The organism is Acinetobacter sp. IRS14, from assembly GCF_034650275.1.
In the GTDB taxonomy this organism is placed as follows: domain Bacteria; phylum Pseudomonadota; class Gammaproteobacteria; order Pseudomonadales; family Moraxellaceae; genus Acinetobacter; species Acinetobacter oleivorans.
The window spans coordinates 1-18,134 of sequence record NZ_JAOVFN010000002.1; the positions used below are offsets into that span (position 1 = coordinate 1).

Annotated in this window: 16 protein-coding genes; 10 read left to right on the plus strand and 6 right to left on the minus strand. The window is 39.0% G+C overall.

Features of this window, described 5'->3' with window-relative positions; all coding sequences use genetic code 11:
- Nucleotides 1-453 precede the first annotated feature (453 nt).
- The 7 genes from ODQ17_RS02235 (at nucleotide 454) to ODQ17_RS02265 (ending at nucleotide 5,397) form a co-directional block, all read left to right on the plus strand.
- Nucleotides 454-1,332, plus strand: a complete 879-nt coding sequence (locus ODQ17_RS02235) for an MlaA family lipoprotein (protein ID WP_004794490.1) — start codon at nucleotides 454-456, stop codon at nucleotides 1,330-1,332.
- 109 nt (nucleotides 1,333-1,441) lie between these two features.
- On the plus strand, nucleotides 1,442-2,410 hold the full coding sequence (gigA, locus tag ODQ17_RS02240) for an RsbU family protein phosphatase GigA (protein ID WP_322901498.1): 969 nt from the start codon (nucleotides 1,442-1,444) through the stop codon (nucleotides 2,408-2,410).
- 102 nt (nucleotides 2,411-2,512) lie between these two features.
- On the plus strand, nucleotides 2,513-3,034 hold the full coding sequence (gene gigB / locus ODQ17_RS02245) for an anti-anti-sigma factor GigB (protein WP_002117273.1): 522 nt from the start codon (nucleotides 2,513-2,515) through the stop codon (nucleotides 3,032-3,034).
- Between the two features lie 26 nt (nucleotides 3,035-3,060).
- Nucleotides 3,061-3,885 carry a carbon-nitrogen hydrolase family protein gene (locus tag ODQ17_RS02250; protein ID WP_013198911.1) on the plus strand — a complete coding sequence of 275 codons (825 nt, stop codon included), beginning with the start codon at nucleotides 3,061-3,063 and terminating at the stop codon, nucleotides 3,883-3,885.
- 14 nt (nucleotides 3,886-3,899) lie between these two features.
- Nucleotides 3,900-4,274: a DUF4951 domain-containing protein gene (locus tag ODQ17_RS02255; RefSeq protein ID WP_191900456.1), complete on the plus strand. Its 375-nt coding sequence runs from the start codon at nucleotides 3,900-3,902 to the stop codon at nucleotides 4,272-4,274.
- 165 nt (nucleotides 4,275-4,439) lie between these two features.
- A complete protein-coding gene (locus tag ODQ17_RS02260; protein ID WP_322901502.1) occupies nucleotides 4,440-4,877 on the plus strand; it encodes a MarR family winged helix-turn-helix transcriptional regulator in 438 nt (145 codons plus the stop codon).
- A gap of 88 nt (nucleotides 4,878-4,965) precedes the next feature.
- Nucleotides 4,966-5,397: an organic hydroperoxide resistance protein gene (locus ODQ17_RS02265; protein ID WP_002117290.1), complete on the plus strand. Its 432-nt coding sequence runs from the start codon at nucleotides 4,966-4,968 to the stop codon at nucleotides 5,395-5,397.
- Between the two features lie 57 nt (nucleotides 5,398-5,454).
- On the opposite strand, the gene gspE is transcribed toward ODQ17_RS02265, so the two are convergent.
- On the minus strand, nucleotides 5,455-6,945 hold the full coding sequence (gene gspE / locus ODQ17_RS02270) for a type II secretion system ATPase GspE (RefSeq protein WP_322901504.1): 1,491 nt from the start codon (nucleotides 6,943-6,945) through the stop codon (nucleotides 5,455-5,457).
- A gap of 96 nt (nucleotides 6,946-7,041) precedes the next feature.
- Here gspE and ODQ17_RS02275 point away from each other — a divergent pair, with 96 nt between their 5' ends.
- Both ODQ17_RS02275 and ODQ17_RS02280 read left to right on the plus strand, forming a co-directional pair.
- Entirely contained in the window at nucleotides 7,042-7,863 is an 822-nt protein-coding gene (locus ODQ17_RS02275) for a hypothetical protein (protein WP_004794502.1), read from the plus strand.
- Nucleotides 7,864-7,872: 9 nt separating this feature from the next.
- Nucleotides 7,873-8,790, plus strand: coding sequence for a mechanosensitive ion channel family protein (locus ODQ17_RS02280; RefSeq protein ID WP_049837853.1), 918 nt, complete (start codon nucleotides 7,873-7,875; stop codon nucleotides 8,788-8,790).
- On the opposite strand, the gene ODQ17_RS02285 is transcribed toward ODQ17_RS02280, so the two are convergent.
- A complete protein-coding gene (locus ODQ17_RS02285; RefSeq protein WP_322901506.1) occupies nucleotides 8,780-11,584 on the minus strand; it encodes a DUF2339 domain-containing protein in 2,805 nt (934 codons plus the stop codon). The genes ODQ17_RS02280 and ODQ17_RS02285 overlap by 11 nt on opposite strands.
- Nucleotides 11,585-11,738: 154 nt before the next feature.
- Between ODQ17_RS02285 and polA the strand changes: the two genes are divergently transcribed.
- Complete coding sequence (gene polA / locus ODQ17_RS02290) at nucleotides 11,739-14,510, plus strand: DNA polymerase I (RefSeq protein WP_322901508.1); 2,772 nt, start codon at nucleotides 11,739-11,741, stop codon at nucleotides 14,508-14,510.
- 54 nt (nucleotides 14,511-14,564) lie between these two features.
- On the opposite strand, the gene ODQ17_RS02295 is transcribed toward polA, so the two are convergent.
- Genes ODQ17_RS02295 through ODQ17_RS02310 form a run of 4 tightly spaced genes read right to left on the minus strand, consistent with a single transcriptional unit; the run spans nucleotide 14,565 to nucleotide 18,125 of the window.
- A complete protein-coding gene (locus tag ODQ17_RS02295; RefSeq protein ID WP_002054582.1) occupies nucleotides 14,565-15,134 on the minus strand; it encodes a YggT family protein in 570 nt (189 codons plus the stop codon).
- A 21-nt stretch (nucleotides 15,135-15,155) separates the two neighbouring features.
- Nucleotides 15,156-15,992, minus strand: coding sequence for a pyrroline-5-carboxylate reductase (gene proC, locus ODQ17_RS02300; RefSeq protein ID WP_081399200.1), 837 nt, complete (start codon nucleotides 15,990-15,992; stop codon nucleotides 15,156-15,158).
- Nucleotides 15,964-17,367, minus strand: a complete 1,404-nt coding sequence (gene tilS, locus ODQ17_RS02305; RefSeq protein ID WP_322901511.1) for a tRNA lysidine(34) synthetase TilS — start codon at nucleotides 17,365-17,367, stop codon at nucleotides 15,964-15,966. Before tilS ends, proC begins: the two co-directional genes overlap by 29 nt.
- Nucleotides 17,304-18,125, minus strand: coding sequence for an acetyl-CoA carboxylase carboxyltransferase subunit alpha (locus tag ODQ17_RS02310; RefSeq protein ID WP_013198918.1), 822 nt, complete (start codon nucleotides 18,123-18,125; stop codon nucleotides 17,304-17,306). Before ODQ17_RS02310 ends, tilS begins: the two co-directional genes overlap by 64 nt.
- Nucleotides 18,126-18,134 lie beyond the last annotated feature (9 nt).

Genomic DNA, 18,134 nt, shown 5'->3' on the forward strand with positions numbered 1-18,134 from the left:
CGATCGATCAATCAGTAAAAATCCACACAAGTTGTTCTTCAATTCTCTTAATGATCTTCTTCCTGGTTCGTCACCAGCAAGCTAGGTCGGCTATATTACTCTTAATCTCTTAAAAGTCAACAGGTAATTTCGATATTTTTAAAACTTATTCTCAAAACCAACTTCTTATCAAATTCATCACTTAAAGTAACCAACTTAATTACAAGTAACTGTTTTTCAACAAGTTCTTATCTGCATCACCGCCGATGGATGTGCATTATAGACCATTAACAACCTTTGACAACCCCTTTTTTAATTTAATATCACCACATGTTCGTTTTTTAGTCATTTTAGCATTTTATCTATATTATTTGATCAATTTTACATTGATAATAGGTTATCAATTTTGTATTAAAACATATCTCCACCCAACTGCACATTAAGTATTAGCCTGGCTGGCGGTTAAGGAATTATATGAATTATTCTAATTTAATTTTACTAAGCGTGTTATCTGTAGGTGTTTGTACCTCTATATATGCTCAAGAAAACACGGTAAGTGAATCTGCTAATGCGAGTTCATTAGAAGAAACAGGGCCAAACCATCCCCGTTCCCAAATTATTAAAGATTTAAAAAATATTAAAGTTAAAGATTTAAAAATTAATGCAAATGCAGCTCAACCAGATCTTGTCAAAGATCCTTTGCAATCATTGAACCGCCCAATTTATTCTTTTAATGATATGTTGGATCGCAATTTTTTACGTCCAGTTGCTGTTCAATATAGAGAAAAAACCCCAGAAGATGTACGTGGTTCTTATCGCCAATTCCGTAAAAATCTTGGTGAACCATGGAATGCTGTCAATCAGCTTATTCAAGGCCGTCCTGGCCGTGCAGCAAAAACTTTAGGCCGATTTACAATTAACACCTTAACCACTCTTGGTTTGGCTGACCCCGCAAGTCGCTTAGGTTTACCAACTGAAGAAGAGAATTTTGGTGTAACTCTTGGCTACTATGGCGTTCCTTCTGGCCCATTTCTTATGTTGCCTTTTTTTGGTCCAAGCACCTTACGTGATGGTTTTGGTTTAGCAGTAGATGCCCAAGCTCGTCCACAAAAATACGTTATGGATGATCAAGAAGGTCTTTATTGGTCGAGTAATCTATTGCAAGCCGTGGATACACGTGCTCAATATCTTGACTTAGATCAAACCTTACAAGGTGATCAATACGCTATGATTCGAGACTTATACCTTCAGCGTAAAGCATTCCAAATTGCAGAGAAGAAAGGTGACTCAGCTGACGTATCTTTCATTGATGATGACTCAGAAGATACACCAGATGAGAATCAAAACCCTTAACATAAAATAAAGGTGTTGCTTGGATTAAGAGTTCGGCAATACCTTGATTTTGATCATACATACTCTATGATGAATAAAGTGATCATATAAAAGGACTACCATATCTTCTATGTATTTTATTAAACCGACACGCTCTATTCCTTATTTAGAGCAAGCTTTGGATAAACTGCCAGGCTTACAAGTCATTAACATAGATGATTTAGATTTATATGATCCAACCATCATCGCAATTGCAGATGTACAAGATTTCCTGACTTATAAATGGAATTTGCCAACGGTCGTAATTGCTTTTGAACATGAAGGTACAGCTTTAGCGCATGCATGGGAAACAGGTGCTCTTGCAGGCTGGGTATGGAACCAGTTGCCTAGCGATTTAAATAAAGCTCTATCAAGAATTGATGCTCAATATAAGCGTAACCAAGATAGCCGTGATTTACCTTCGGCTGCTGAACTGCAAAAACGTTTATTACCCAATCCAATTGATTTATTAAATTATGAAGTCGAAACTTTCTTTCAACCTTCAGCTTATCTTTCTGGTGATTGGTACGACTATTGGAAATTAAATGACAAAGAAGTTTTATTCTATCTTGCTGATGTTTCAGGTCATGGTGTAACCAGTAGTTTATTAACATCATGGATGGCAGCATTTCATGGTCGCTCTAAAACCCCAAGACAATTAATAAAAAAATTAAATGGGATGTTAGTTCAAGAGAATATCGAAAAGCACATTACGATTGTGGTGGGTATTTTAAACCTTGAAACACATACTCTTCGCTGGTCAAGTGCTGGACATTACCCTCCTCCTATCATTTTTGAGCCTAATCAGGCACCGAAGATTCTAACAACGAGCAGTTTCCCACTAGGTTTAACTGATGAACTTGAAGTTGAAGAGCATATTTGTACATTAAATCGCCATGCTCGCTTCATTGTTTGCTCGGACGGAGCCCTCGAACCTTTTGATGGTGGTTTAAACGATCAGTTCCAACAATTGGTCCATCATTTGCAAAATCAATCATTTCAAGCACCCGATCATGTGGCCGATGATATTGCCATCTTCAGTCTTTGTCGAATGAATTAATTTACGAATCAATTAATTACATAATATACGACTTAAGGACTCTTGAGTCTGGGATGGCACTATGTGATAATTTTTCTATCCTTCTCTGAAAATGGCATTTATATGTCAACAGGTCATGTTGAATATGCAAGTTTAAATGGAACGCATATTTTCAAACTTATTGGTGAAGTGCGAGCCCATTCTTGTATAAGTCTAGACAAACTTTTAAACAGAATTGAACAGCAAGAGAATGTTGTAGGTGCAATCGTTGATTTAACCCAAACAACATTTATTGATAGTACTGTATTAGGCATCCTAGCTAAGCTGGGTTTAAAGCTTAAACAGACTCATCATATTCAAGCTGTGATGCTATCTACCAATCCAGATATCACAACCTTAGCCAACAGTATGGGGCTAGGGCAGGTTTTTGTCATTTTGAATTATTGTGGTGATCCTAACGTTTGCACATTAACGTTAACAGATGAACAAATCACTCATAATGCAATGCTAAGAACTGTTCTGGATGCACATAAGACATTGATGAAACTCAATGCAAACAATCAGAATATGTTTGAGCCACTTGTTAAGCAGTTACAGAAAGAACAAGATACTCTTGAACAGGTATCTGACAAGCAAAATGCCTGATTTTCACCATTAAGCCGGATTAGAATATGACCCTCGTTTCTGTTGCTCAAATGAACTCTCAAGATGATATTGAAAATAATTTTCAAGTCATTGAGTCTTTGATTCAACAGAGCAAGGCGCAAAATGCCAGTTTGATTGTTTTCCCCGAAAACTTTGTATGTTTTGCTGCTGGAAAACAACGTGAAACTGCTGAGCAATTTGAATCTATTCAACAAAGGCTTGAGAAACTCGCACATCAATATCAAATCTGGATTGTGGCTGGCACCTTACCCTGCCCATTCCGTCCAGATGGATCGACTATTCAAGATGGTCGCGTCCGAACTGTTAGCCTCTGTATTAGCCCTGAGCGTACAGAAGCGCGTTATGACAAGATCCATTTATTTGATGTACAAGTGGGTGATGCTGTCGGTGGTTATCAGGAGTCTCGTTTCTTTGAACCGGGAACAGACGTAGTAGTCACATCTACCCCTTTTGGCAATATTGGCTTAATGGTATGTTATGACTTGCGTTTTCCAGAGCTTGCTCTAACGCTAAGACAACAAGGCGCTCATATTCTTACTGCCCCTGCTGCATTTACCTATACAACTGGACAAATGCACTGGCAGCTTTTGTTACAAGCTCGGGCAATGGATAGCCAATGTTATGTTTTAGGTGCAGCACAACAGGGCTGGCATGGTGAAAAACGACAGACCTGGGGACACTCTGGGGCAACTGATAGTCGTGGCCAAATTTTAAGTATGATTGGATATGAAGGAAATGGTTTAATTACTGTGCCCTTTGATCTAACAGCGCAAGATCTCGTCCGTTCTTCAATGCCTCTAATGACACACCGTAAATTAATTCACTATTAAAAGTTTAATTATTCATGTGGAAATACTTATTTAGCTTTTTTTGCTTGGGGGCAAATATTCATTGTTATGCTGAGTTTGGGACAACGAATCATTTCGTTTCACCAACGGCACAGCTCAAATCAGATACTCTTCCCTCTACTCCTAAAGATATTCCTTTGCCTGCATTTGGCCAAAGAATAATTGGATGGGGAACGGGTGCAGAAGGTGCAAGACAACGTTTAGAAAATATTCAGCCAGCAGATGTTTCTATGATTAAAAAACAAGGAACAACGCTTGAAATGATTACTGCATGGCAAGATTTTTATGAACAAGAGCAACAACGCAATGCAAATAATCCTACCGCTAAATATCGTGCGCGTTTAATGAAAAAAATTGCAGATCTATGGTAGACAATTTTATCTAAAATATTTTTATCTTATGGAATAATTGGATTAATTATTCCATTTTTTATGTCCCTTAATTTACTTTATTCATAACCTATTCTGATGAACATTTAAGAAACTGAATAGAACGCGATATACTACAAAAGCAATATGAGTTTCTTTGAGGAATATATGGACCAAGACTGCCAAAACTTAAAGCTTGAGAATCAATTGTGTTTCCTCATTTATTCAACAAATTTAGCGCTTAATCAACTCTACAGAAAACTTCTCGCACCTTTGGGGCTTACCTATCCCCAATATTTAGTGATGTTAGTTTTGTGGGAACAGGATGAAGTGACTGTTTCAGAAATTGGCACCAAACTTTTTTTAGAATCATCCACTCTCACTCCTATCTTGAAAAAGTTAGAAGCCCTAAATTTACTTCATCGTACCCGCTCAACTCAAGACGAGAGACAAGTGATTATTACACTTAGCGATGAAGGAAAAAAATTAAAAGATCAAGCATTGGATATTCCAGCAGGCGTACTAGAAGCAAGTTCATGTGACATGACAACACTATTAGGCTTGAAAGATCAACTTACCAAACTCCGTACAAACCTAGTTAAATAAACAGCAATTTTTTCAAAAAATATACTTGTCAAAATAATTAAGTCGTGTACGATATATTTGTATTCAATTTATTTTAGGAATAAAAACGATGTCATTAGAAAAAGTTGTTTATCGTGCAAAAGCTAAAGCAACCGGTGGTCGTGATGGCCGCGCAACTTCATCTGACGGTGTATTAGATGTACAACTTGGCGTACCTAAAGAAATGGGTGGCGCTGGTGGTGCTGTAACAAATCCTGAGCAATTATTTGCAGCTGGTTATTCAGCATGCTTTTTAGGAGCTTTAAAATTTGTTGCAAACCGCGATAAATTCAACATTAGTAAAGATGCTTACGTAGAAGGCGAAGTAGGTATTGGTCCCATTCCTACAGGTTTTAGCATCGAAGTAACTTTAAATGTTTACTTAGTGGGTATGGACCGTGAAGAAGCTGAAAAGTTAGTTGCAGCAGCTCATATTGTTTGCCCATATTCAAATGCAACTCGCAACAATATTGATGTAACTTTTAATATTGTGACAGAATAAGTTTCAATATAAAAAATGCCCGAATCATATCGGGCATTTTTTATTGCATGTTACAAATTAGACTTCGCTTGCTTCATTGGTTACTCGAAGCACTTCTTCAAGTGTCGTTTTACCTGCGAGTACTTTACGCAGACCATCATCACGAATTGAACCTGAATACTCACGAGCATGATTTTCTAATTCATATTCAGCCGCATTACCATGAATGAGACGGCGCATCGGTTCATCAACTGGTACGATTTCATAAATGGCTGTACGTCCATTAAAGCCTAAATGTGAACAATGGTCACACCCTTTGGCTTCAGGTAACTGCAACAATAGTTCATTATGAATATGTTGAAAAACCTGTTTTTCAAAAGTATCAGCTTCGCGCCATGTCATACAATGTGGACATAAAGTACGAACCAAACGTTGAGCAATCACCCCAATTAAAGAGCTTGATAATAAGAAAGGCTCGATTCCCATATCTTTAAGTCGAGTAACCGCACCAATAGCTGTATTGGTATGTAGTGTCGATAAAACCAAATGTCCAGTTAACGATGCTTGTACTGCAATTTCAGCCGTTTCCAAGTCACGAATCTCACCTACCATCACCACATCTGGATCTTGACGCAACATTGCCTTTAAAGCACGAGCAAACGTCATATCCACTTTGGTATTCACTTGTGTTTGACCAATGCCTTCAAGTTGATATTCAATCGGATCTTCGGCTGTTAAGATGTTCCGCGTATTATCATTTAGATCAGATAGAGCTGCATATAATGTTGTTGTTTTCCCTGAACCTGTAGGCCCTGTGACCAAAATAATGCCATGAGGACGATGTACTAACTGAGTTAAACGCTCATAGTCATTTGCCATTAATCCCAAGTGGATCATATTAAGTCGACCAGCTTGTTTGTCGAGCAAACGCATTACAACCCGTTCACCATGTGAAGATGGTAAAGTCGAAACACGGACATCTACTTCTCGGCCTGCAAGGCGTAAAGAAATACGTCCATCTTGTGGCACTCGTTTTTCTGCAATATCGAGTTTAGCCATGACTTTAATACGTGAAACCAGCAACGGCGCCAACTCACGGCGCGGCTGTACAACTTCACGTAATTGACCATCTACACGTAATCGTACAGATAATTTCTTTTCGAAAGCTTCAATGTGAATATCAGAAGCCCCTACTCGAATTGCCTCTGAAAGTAGTGCATTAATTAGACGGACAATTGGAGCATCATCTTCCTGATCCATCAAATCTTCTGTCTCAGGAACCTGATCGGCCAAACTTAATAAATCAGGATGATCTTCTAAACCTGCTGCAACTTGTTGTGATTCCCCTGTATCGCCGGCATAGCTTGTACTTAAGAGCGTATTAAATTCTTGTTCAGTACATAATTGGAAGTGAGCTGGCTTACCTAGAATTCGTCTTGCTTCCTGCAATGCAATTTTTTCAGTGTTTTGACGTCTAATAATAAATACTTGATCACCGTCATAACGAAATAAAACACCATGACGCTTGGCAAAACTATATGGAACTTGTATTTGTTTCAATATTTGCATCACAATTTATAATGATGAGTAAGATGATTTTGAGTGTACTCTAAGCAGATTACAGCGTGAAGTCTGTTTAACAACTCGGTAGAGGAATTTTACGTCTTGTTTGAAAATAATGAATATCAGCCTCGCCCCCAGAATTCCTTAAAATGGTGGGGAGAGCAGCGCTTTGAAATTAATCAGTCTAAAGCATGGCAATTTGGTTCAATGCTTTTTCGTCTAACACGCGGTATAAAAGAATGGCGTATCGAATATTATCGCCCATCTCTTCAAGACGATAATGAGCAAGATTGGCATCCAATTGCCGATCCGAATTTTGCCTTTCCGCATACTGTTCAAGTAGAACGCTACATGTTTCGGAAAACTAATCCAGAATTTTTACTTATGCCCCGTCTGGCAGACCGTTCTGTAGTCATTAAACCCGTTGATCCTATTTACATTCCGGCAGGTCAACGGGGAACTCTTTATATTAGTACCCCCCTATGGATTGCAGGTTTAGTTGAAAGTCAGCATGAGCCTTTGTTTGAGATTCCTGTAATTCAACCTAAAGATACATGGTTTGGTCCAAATGCCCAGCAAGGTGAAATTTGTTATGCCACTTCTGTAGATGGGCGTACCGATTTGAACCTGTTAACACCACGTGCTTTTCGTGCGGTTACACCAATTGATTTTCACAACACCAGTAATCATCAATTGCGTTTTGACCGCATGAACGTGCCCGTTACAGCTCTACCTCTTTTTTATAGTGAAAGTACTGGTCGTTTATGGACTTCTCAAATTAAAGTTTATTATGAAGGCTCTGATCGTCCCGCACGCATTCGTATTGAAAACCGTACGCCCCCTCTTGCTGGTGAAGTGACCTATGTTCACCCACCCCGTTCACCTGGTGGAGCATTATTCAATATGTTTGATTCATTCTTTTAAGAGGTTTATATGGCTGATACAAGTATTCCTAAGGATATCGCTGATAGCCTCACAAGCATATTTACCAATATCAATACCGAACGTATTAGTGAAATTTTAGTCGGTGTTGTGCTGTGTTTTATTGGTTTTGTTCTTGCCCGTATTATTTCAAATACATTTATTAGAACCATTGGCTCACGTTTTAATGCTCATCAACGTCTGGTGTGGCGCCGCGGTATTTTTTATTTTATTTTCTTACTCTTCATTATGACGAGTTTAAAAGAAGCTGGTTTTAAACTGAGTGTATTTCTTGGTGCGGCAGGGATTTTAACCGTAGCGCTTGGTTTCGCATCGCAAACATCTGCCAGTAACTTGATTAGTGGTTTATTTTTGATTGGTGAAGGTTCATTTGAAGTCGGTGATACGATCCAGATTACTCTCATTCGTGGTAATACAATTGAAGGCGAAGTCATTTCAATTGATTTGCTTTCGGTAAAATTACTTACACTCGACAATGTCTATATTCGTTTGCCGAATGAACAGCTTATTCGTGCGCCTGTACACAACTTGTCTAAATATCCGATACGACGTATCCCAATTACGCTCGCAATCAACTTTCACGAAGATATTATTAAAGTACGTGAGGTTCTACTGAATGTAGCAGCTCATTATCCTCTTGTATTAGATGACCCAAAGCCTGCTGTTACAGTGACCGCATTCAGAGAATCATCAATTGAGCTTTTATTCACAATGTGGTGTCGACAAGAGAACTCTTTAAAAGTTCGAGATGAAATGCAAGAACGAATCCGAAATGGATTCTTAGATAACCGAATTGAAATTCCTGTTCCTAAAATGGGTTTGATTGATCGACCATCTAGTGTTTTTGCTGAAGATGATATCGATCAATACAGTAATCAAAAAGAATTAAATCGAGAGCCTAAAGCTTAGGCTCTTCATTTTTCTGTACAGCGGATGATGGTGGTAATGGCGCAAGATAAGCAATAATCAACATTACCCCGCCCGCGCCAATAAATGAAATGACTCGAGTTAAAGTCGCACTTTGCGATAGATCAAGCAAAATCAGTTTTAATACCACAATCCCTAAAAGCGCAGCACCTACAAACCATAATTGACGAATCATTTTTCGGCTAGAGAATGTAGTTAAAATAAATGCCAAGATTACCCAAAGCAATGTCAGACTTAACTGTACGATTCCATTTGTCCAAATTGCAGCACTCCAGAGTGGTGTTGCCCAGTAATAGTGCAAGCCTCTGACCACCACACTACTGAATACCAACAACCCCACTAGAATTGTTGTAATTTTAAAAGTCCACTCCAGTGATTTATCTTGATCAAAAGTATGCTGATAAATAATAAAGAGTAGACCAGCAAATACTGAAATTGAAAGGAAGTCAGTTAAGTTAATCAAAGGAATAAAGTAAAGGTACTCAGCAGAATGCCGGTCTACACTCACTACTAGCAACCAAAGTAGACTTAAACACCACACTGGAATTTGATGTAACAATGTCGTTTTATGAGGCTTATACACCCAAAGGGAATAAATCACAGGAACGAAAGCCAGAGCAACAAGTGGCATTTGTGGAAATATTGCCAAACCAACCGTTGCTAATGCCAACCAGCTTAAACCAGACCAGACCTTTAAAGATCCAAACTGACCTGATTGCGGTTGAGCCATAATGAATAAAGCACTAAGAAGCGTTGCTGCGATGAGGAAAGTACCCTGCTGTAATATACTCGGCCATTTAAACATGCTGAATACTTGACTGGTAAAGGCCTCACCCAAAATTAACAACAATAACAGGCTAATTAAACTTAACTGTAAGCTCTGCCATTGGACTCTTAGTTTGTAGTGAACCACTACACTAAATATTGATAATAATAGTATTGCAATCATCAAATATGGGCTTAAGCCATGATGTTGCCATGTCAAAATTTCTATACCAGCGATAGCACCCGCATACATACCTAAGCATAAGAAAATGCCGCTAAACATGCTGGCGCTAAAATACTGTTGCTCTTTACTGTTGTATTGCAATAAATAATAGGCCGAAATGAATTGGGCAATTGCATAAATGCTTGTGCTTAGAGTCGGGAACTCTGCATTCGCCCAAAATTGATAAAACAATGCAACCGAACTGAGTAAAACTAAAATTACACCAATATATCGGCTTAAACGGTACCGCTCAGTTACCCCCCATACAATAAGGGCCGTACCTTGAGCAACCCAACCAATCGCAGTCCAATGTGCCCCTTTCGCGAGTGGAAAAATTAAAGCAAAAAATGCAACAGCGAGGATGAAAAAGCTTTTAGCAAGAACTGAAAGTTGAGGATGGGTCTTTTTGATCCAGAAAGTTAATACCGCATAAGTACCAGCCAAAACAGCAGCACCAATCGTCAACGCTTGAGTAGACTCATGGACTAAATAGGCATGTAGCGTAAAGCCTAGTACAGGCACACTAAAAATAAGACCAACATCTAAGAGCGGAGGTAAACGAATGCCTTCTTGTTGTTCACGTGCTGAAACTCGAGATATATTTTGGCTATAACGGACACTAAGCCAAATAAACAGAGCTATATGTAGCCATAAAATCCAGTCTAATGTGTCAAATTTTGCTGGTTCTGCATAAAAACCTATCGCGCTACCACCAATAAACATCGTGGCAAAGAAAGCAATCTGATTTAAGATTTTCCAAGGCTGAATAAAATTAACCGCAGCAACTGCTAAATTAATTACCAAATAGTAGCTGAATAGGAAGACTACATCTGGACGATATTGTGGAATAACTAAAGGGGCTGCATAGGCCATGCCGAGTGCTAAAATTGCCAAATAAATAGCTTGTTGTTTTAAACTCAGGAATACCGTAATAGCCAATAATATCGTAAACAGAATACTGGCTGTAGTGAGATTAGCAATTACACCAAAATGATGTGAGAACACAAGTGTTAGGAATACAACAGCTAGTCCTACACCCTGCAATGCCACAGCAAAAAGTTGATTTTTCTTTTGCAAGCTATATCCAAATGCCGTTAATACACCTCCAGCAATTGCAATAAAACCAAGTTTTACACCTAAACTAAGTTGCCAGTGCTCGCTTGCGAAACGCAATAACAACACCACCCCAACCATCAACACAGCGACAGCAACTCTTAAAATTGGGTTGCCATGAACCATCCAGTCGACTGCTGGTTGCCACCATGTACTCTGTACTTGAGTTGGTTGTTCTGTGTGATTTAAAACTGATGTTTCAACAGGCATTAACGTGTCTGTACTATTGGAATCAACTTGCACTACCGCTGGAGTTATAATTTCTGTTTGTAGAGTTTCATTTACATGAACAGTTGGTTTTGTCGACTCGAGATATAACAGTCGAGTATGAAACACACTAATCGTTTGGACTAAACATAGCAATAAAATCAGTAATGCCCCACCAGCAATCCACATCCAGTGATTCATATAAGCAACTAATGCAACCAAGGCGGCTGCATAAATCACTATTGTTTGTGTATGAATAGAATAAAGTGGTTTTTTCTGCTGAGAAAACTGTTGTTCTAAATGAGTCAGACGCTGATGCAGATTTGATAATAATTGAACCAGTACTACCACGAGTGCAATAGATAAAGCAGCAACAGCACTCTGAAATTTAAAACCAATTGAAATGGCTAAAAACAAAGTCAAAGCGATCAAAACGATGATCATTCCCTGTTTGTCTTTTTTATACATGGGCTTAGCAATATGACACCTTCATTACATGTCATCTTACTTCAAGGCAATACAAGCGTATATTTATACATACAAAATACTGCAAAAATCATAATCCTGCATTCATAGCCGTTTTCACGTAAAATACCCGTAATTCAAATTAAGGAATTGTTCAATGCCACCATTTGTCTTGGTTGATGGGTCCTATTTTTTATTTCGTGCATATCATGCATTACCACCATTGACGACCTCTACAGGGTTACATACCAATGCAATACGTGGAGCAATTTCTGCGATTCAAAAACTTATGCGTCGTATGCAACCGACGCATATGGCCGTAATTTTTGATACGCCTGAGCCAACTTTCCGTCATAAGCTTTCACCTATTTATAAAGGTGACCGTCCAACCATGCCTGAAGAGTTATCTCAACAGATTCCATATTTACATGCATTAATTAAAGCCCAAGGCATTCCTTTATATAGTCTTCCGGGTGCTGAAGCAGATGACATTATCGGTACACTTGCTAAACGTGCCGTGCTTGAAGGCCATCATGTGCTTATCTCAACAGGAGATAAAGACATGGCTCAGCTCGTCAATGATCATGTCAAACTTGAAGATAGCTTTAAAGATCGCGTAATGGACACCGACGGTGTATTTGAAAAATTTGGTGTTTGGCCAAATCAGATTATCGACTATTTAACACTAATGGGTGATGCATCCGATGGTATTATGGGTGTTCCAGGCGTAGGGGCAAAAACAGCAGCTAAGTTACTGACTGAATATGGCACTTTAGAGAATATCATTGCCAATGCTGATCAACTTAAAGGCAAGATTAGCCAAAATATTAAAGATAATTTAGACAATATTAAGCTTGATCACCAGTTAGCTAGCATTGTCTGTGATCTTCCTTTAGAACTCGACTGGCATGAACTAAAACTCACTGATCCAAATGTTGATGCTTTACGTAACCTCTATACTGAGCTTGAGTTTAGAAATCAGTTACAGTCGCTTGATCATCCAAATAATCCGAACAGCTCTACTTATAAGCAACAAGTTTCACAAGTAGTCGTTCAAGATGAAGTTAAACCGGTTGACGCTATAGAAACCGAAGATCAGGCAAGCTTAACCAGTCAAGATGACCAGCTTGGGACTGCAAATTATCATACTGTTTTAACTCAAGAAGCATGGGATCAACTCTTGCAACGCATGCAAAATGCTGATCATTTTGCTATTGATACAGAAACTACAAGTCTCGATTATCGTATTGCCGAGATGGTTGGTTTTTCAATCGCGTTTGATGCACAAGACGCTTATTATGTGCCTTTAGCGCATAATTATGAAAATGCACCGCAGCAACTGGACCGTGAACAAATACTGGGTCAAATTAAGCCTGTATTAGAAAATGAAACGGTTAAAAAAATTGGTCATCACCTTAAATATGATGCCCATATCTTTGCCAATCATGGAATTGAGTTAAAAGGCTGGTATTTCGATAGCATGCTGGCATCTTATGTATTAAATGCAGCAGCAACTCGTCATGGCATGGATGATGTAGCTCGTGTCTACTTAAGTCACTTGACCACCACCTTTGAACAAATTGCTGGTAAGGGTGCAAAGCAGAAAACTTTTAATCAAATTGAGATTGAAGTTGCTGCTCACTATGCAGCAGAAGATGCGCATGTGACCTATCGTTTGTATGAAGTACTTTCAAACAAACTTAAGCCATTTCCTGAGTTAGAAAATATTTTATATAACATCGAAATGCTGGTTGCCCGAATTTTGTCAGGCATGGAAGAAGATGGTATTCGTTTAGATCATGCTTTCTTAGATAAATTAAGTGTTGAGTTTGCAAAAACCATGGAAGGCCTTGAAAATCAGGCTATGGAAATTGCAGATGAAACTTTTAATATTGCTTCACCTAAGCAAGTAGGCGAAATCCTATTTGATAAATTAGGAATCAAAGGTGGTAAAAAAACTGCAACTGGACAATACAGCACCAGTGAAAGTGTTTTAGAAAAGATTGAACATCCTTTAGCGGAAATTATTCTAGAACATCGTGGTTTGGCAAAGCTAAAAAGTACCTATACGGATCGTCTAGTTGAGCAATCTCATAACGACACGCATCGTGTACATACGAGTTATCATCAAGCACTCACAGCGACAGGCCGCCTCTCCTCTTCTGATCCTAACTTACAAAATATTCCAATTCGTAGACAAATTGGCCGTCAAATTCGTAAGGCATTCATTGCACCAGAAGGACGAGTTTTACTAGCAGCCGATTACTCACAAATTGAACTTCGTTTAATGGCTCATTTTTCTCAAGATGATGCTTTAGTACATGCGTTCCAGCACGGACAAGACGTTCACCGCCGTACTGCGGCAGAAGTATTGGGTATTGCGATTGAAGATGTGACCAATGATCAACGTCGTCAAGCTAAGGCCGTAAACTTTGGTCTACTGTATGGTATGTCTGAGTTTGGCTTGATTCGCCAGTTAGGTTTCACACGTCAAGAATCGCAAAATTATATTAAGCAATATTTCCAACGCTACCCTGGCATCTATGAATATATGCAACGCACACGTCAAGTTGCATCAGAGCAAGGCTTTGTTGAAACCATTTTAGGCCGTCGTCTATATACACCAGATATTGATGCACGAAATGTAATGGTGCGTAAGGCTGCTGAACGTGCTGCCATCAATGCACCTTTACAAGGTAGTGCAGCTGATATTATTAAAATTGCAATGATTGAAGTTGATAAAATCTTGCCAAAAGATCAAGCCAAGTTACTTCTTCAAGTACACGATGAATTAGTTTTTGAAGCCGATCAAAACATTGCTGAAGAACTTTCCAAACAAATCGCAAAAGTCATGGAATCTGTTGTAGAAATTTCCGTACCTTTAGTGGTTGAAGTTGGCCAAGGACAAAACTGGGATGACGCCCATTAATTAGTAGAAATAAAAAAAGGGCTGTGAAATACAGCCCTTTTTTATTGAGTTAGCTTAAAGACCAGTTAAGAGAACTTTAGCAACTTCATTCATTAAAATTTCGGCAATATAGAGTGCCAAAAATGCCAAAATAGGAGATAAATCAATCATTCCCATATTAGGCAATAAACGACGGAATGGCGCGAGTAATGGTTCGGCTAAATCTTGAATCACCTCAATATAAGGTGAACGAGATTGAGTGAACATAACCACCCAACTCAAAATGATCGTTGCAAAAATTAAATAACGGCAGAAACGAATCAAGTCCTGAATCATAGTCACAAATGTCAGAATCACTAAATGAATCGGACTATTTGGCATAGAGCCAGAAAGATACATCACACCGAAAATTTTCAGTAAATACAAAATAATTAAAAGAACCAACGCAGCCAAATTAAATCGGCCTTTTGCGACCGTTGGAAAAATTCGGCCAAAAATATCAACAATTTTAGTCGCCTTTACGGTCGATAAAACCACAGGATTATAAGGACTTACTGCCGCCAATTGCATTAAAAAACGGAAAAAGACCAATAAAATCGCGACATTAATTAAAATTCCAAAAATTAGCGCAGAATTTGCACCCATAGTTGTCTTATCCTATTTAAGCTATTTCGCACTGTCACTCAATTCTTGAGCCAATTCTTGGCTACGCTTCTGTGCAGCAGCCAATGCAGATTGAATATTTTGGGAGATTTGTGCACGGTCAAAAACTTCAAGTGCAGCTTGTGTTGTACCATTTGGCGATGTCACATTCTTACGAAGTTCAGATGGAGTATTTGAACTGGTAATTGCCATTTGAGCTGCACCTAACGCCGTTTGAAGAGTTAACGCAGTTGCAACTTTTTCATCCAGTCCTAAATTTTTACCCGCACGGATCATACTTTCCATCAGATAGAAAAAATATGCAGGGCCTGAACCAGAAACTGCTGTTACCGCATCAATTTGAGCTTCGGAGTTTACCCAAATTGTTAAGCCTGTGGCCGCTAAAATCTGACTTGTTAATTCACGATCCGAAGTACCTACTACATCATTTGCATAGATACCGTGCGCGCCAGTTTGAACCAGAGCTGGTGTATTCGGCATAACGCGAACAATTCGATTGCTATCAATTAAGTTTGATATCGTTTGAATTTCAGCACCAGCAATAATTGAAATGACCAATTTATCTGATAAAAGACCTTTCAACGGACGTAAAACAGTCGCCAAAACTTGCGGCTTTACCGCTAGTACGACAACATCAGCATTTTGAATTGCAGCCACGTTATCTTGTGTTACGTGGACTTCTTTCTCTTGTAATAATTGACGGATCTGCTCAACAGGATCTGAAACAGTAATACGTGTCGGTGGTAAACCTCTTGAAATGAGCCCGCCAATTAACGCTTGGGCCATATTACCGCCACCAATAAAACAGATATTACAATTTACTGCACTTGCCATAACCATATTCGCCATTTACCAGATTACAAGAATGAGAAATTAAATCCAGTTGCCATCCTCCTTGCTCACAATACGGAGACTGAGCCAACCAAAATCCTTTCGGTGTAAAAACCCCAAGCATAACATTATCTATGACTAATATTTGAATTGTATGACGAAGCCAAGGCAAAATATGTGCTTCTTGAATTGCTTTTTTTAATGGCCATTGCCCAACACGACCGTATAAATGGACTTTTTCTCCACCTTGACGTCGAATTATTGTCATTTTTTTATTTAATAAAGATGGACTCAAACCGATATTTTTTTGTGTAATCTGAAAACTTCCTGAAGCGTAATGCACTATTTCCCCCATTTGGAAATGATGCTCCGACTCAGCTTCAACTGGGTTTAATTTTTCAGCAAGAAAAACTTGCTTACTCAATCTATAAAGATGGTGTTGATAACGGACATAGTAAAACTGATTCCAGTGTAATGCTGCTTGTGCATCGGACTTTGAATCAATCACTTCATTTTTTAAACGCTCAACCATTTCAAATGCAGGTCGATATTGCCCATCACCTTTCATCCAAACCGAAAGTAATTGACGTTGACGAGCAACTGATAAATCTAAAAGTTTAGTTAAGTCTAAACACTCAGCAGTACCGCAATGCTTTAAGTCGGCGTTCAAAACTTCTTCTAAAATTTCAGAAGCATCTTGCATGAGATAACTGGTTCGGCTCAGTGCTTGCTGCATTTTAGGAAATCTGTTTTGTAAAAATGGCCAAAGTTCCTCACGCGACCATGCCCGATCATAATGAATATCGTAATTTGTCGGGTCATTTACATACTCAATTTCAAGTTGAGTAGTCCAATCAGCAATTTGCTCACGAGATAAGTCTAAAAAAGGACGCCAAATCGTCATGTCTACACGGTAATCCACAGACTGCATTGCAGCTAATCCATCAACACCTGCACCCGATAATAAACGGAGTATGACCGTTTCAGCCTGATCTTGCTGATGATGAGCAAGTACTAAGGTTTCATTCGGTCGCAAATGCTGTCGATAAGCTTGATAACGCGCCTGACGTGCTTGAGCTTCCAAATTACCATCGGTAACCTGAACTTTTTGAATAATAAAAGGAATATCTAAACGAGTAGCCTGTTCAGTGACTAGTTTCCCCCACTCTGCACTTTGTGATTGCAGCTGATGATCGATATAGATTGCTCGGATCTTTTGAGGGAAAATTTGAGACATCAAATGTAGCAGCAGCATAGAATCCATGCCACCACTACATCCAATAAGAAAAGAACTATTTTCTGAAAATAGTTGAGCCTGCTTTAAGACATTATGCCTAAATTTGCGCTGCCAAACTTCATTAAACGTTGATAACGTGCTTCGCATCGTTCATTTGCTTCCAGTGGTAGCAATTCATCCAAAGCTTGCTTTAGAACTACTTTTAGGTTTTGCATGACTTGCTCAGGGTCTAAATGTGCCCCCTCGCCTTCATCTACTACATATTCAACAATACCTAGAGATTGTAATTTGTCTGCTGTTAAACCTAAAGCTTCGCTCGCTTGAGCCGCTTTTTCAGCAGTTTTCCATAAAATAGATGCGCAGCCTTCTGGTGAAATCACAGAATAAATACTGTGCGACAACATAATGACTCTGTCAGCAACACCAATACCTAAAGCACCACCAGAACCACCTTCACCCAGTACTGTTGCAACAACAGGAACTTTCAAGCTTGAAAGTTGAGCAAGACTCGTTGCAATTGCTTCGGCTTGTCCACGCTCTTCAGCACCAACACCTGGGTAAGCACCCATCGTATCAATAAATGTGAAGACCGGAAGATTAAAACGCTCAGCCATATCTAATAGGCGTTGAGATTTACGGTAACCTTCAGGGTTAGCCATACCGAAGTTATGCTTTAATTTTTCACGGGTACTACGACCACGGTGTTGTCCAATGACCATCACAGGTTGACCGTCAAAACGAGCAAGACCACCTACCATCGCACCATCGTCACCAAACAAACGATCACCATGCAAGGCGTCAAACTCTGTAAAGATTTCACCGACATAATCTAGAAACTGCGGACGTTCAGGATGACGTGCAATTTGAACCGTTGTCCAAGCTTTGGACTGAGTAGATTTTTTCATAGGTCGAAT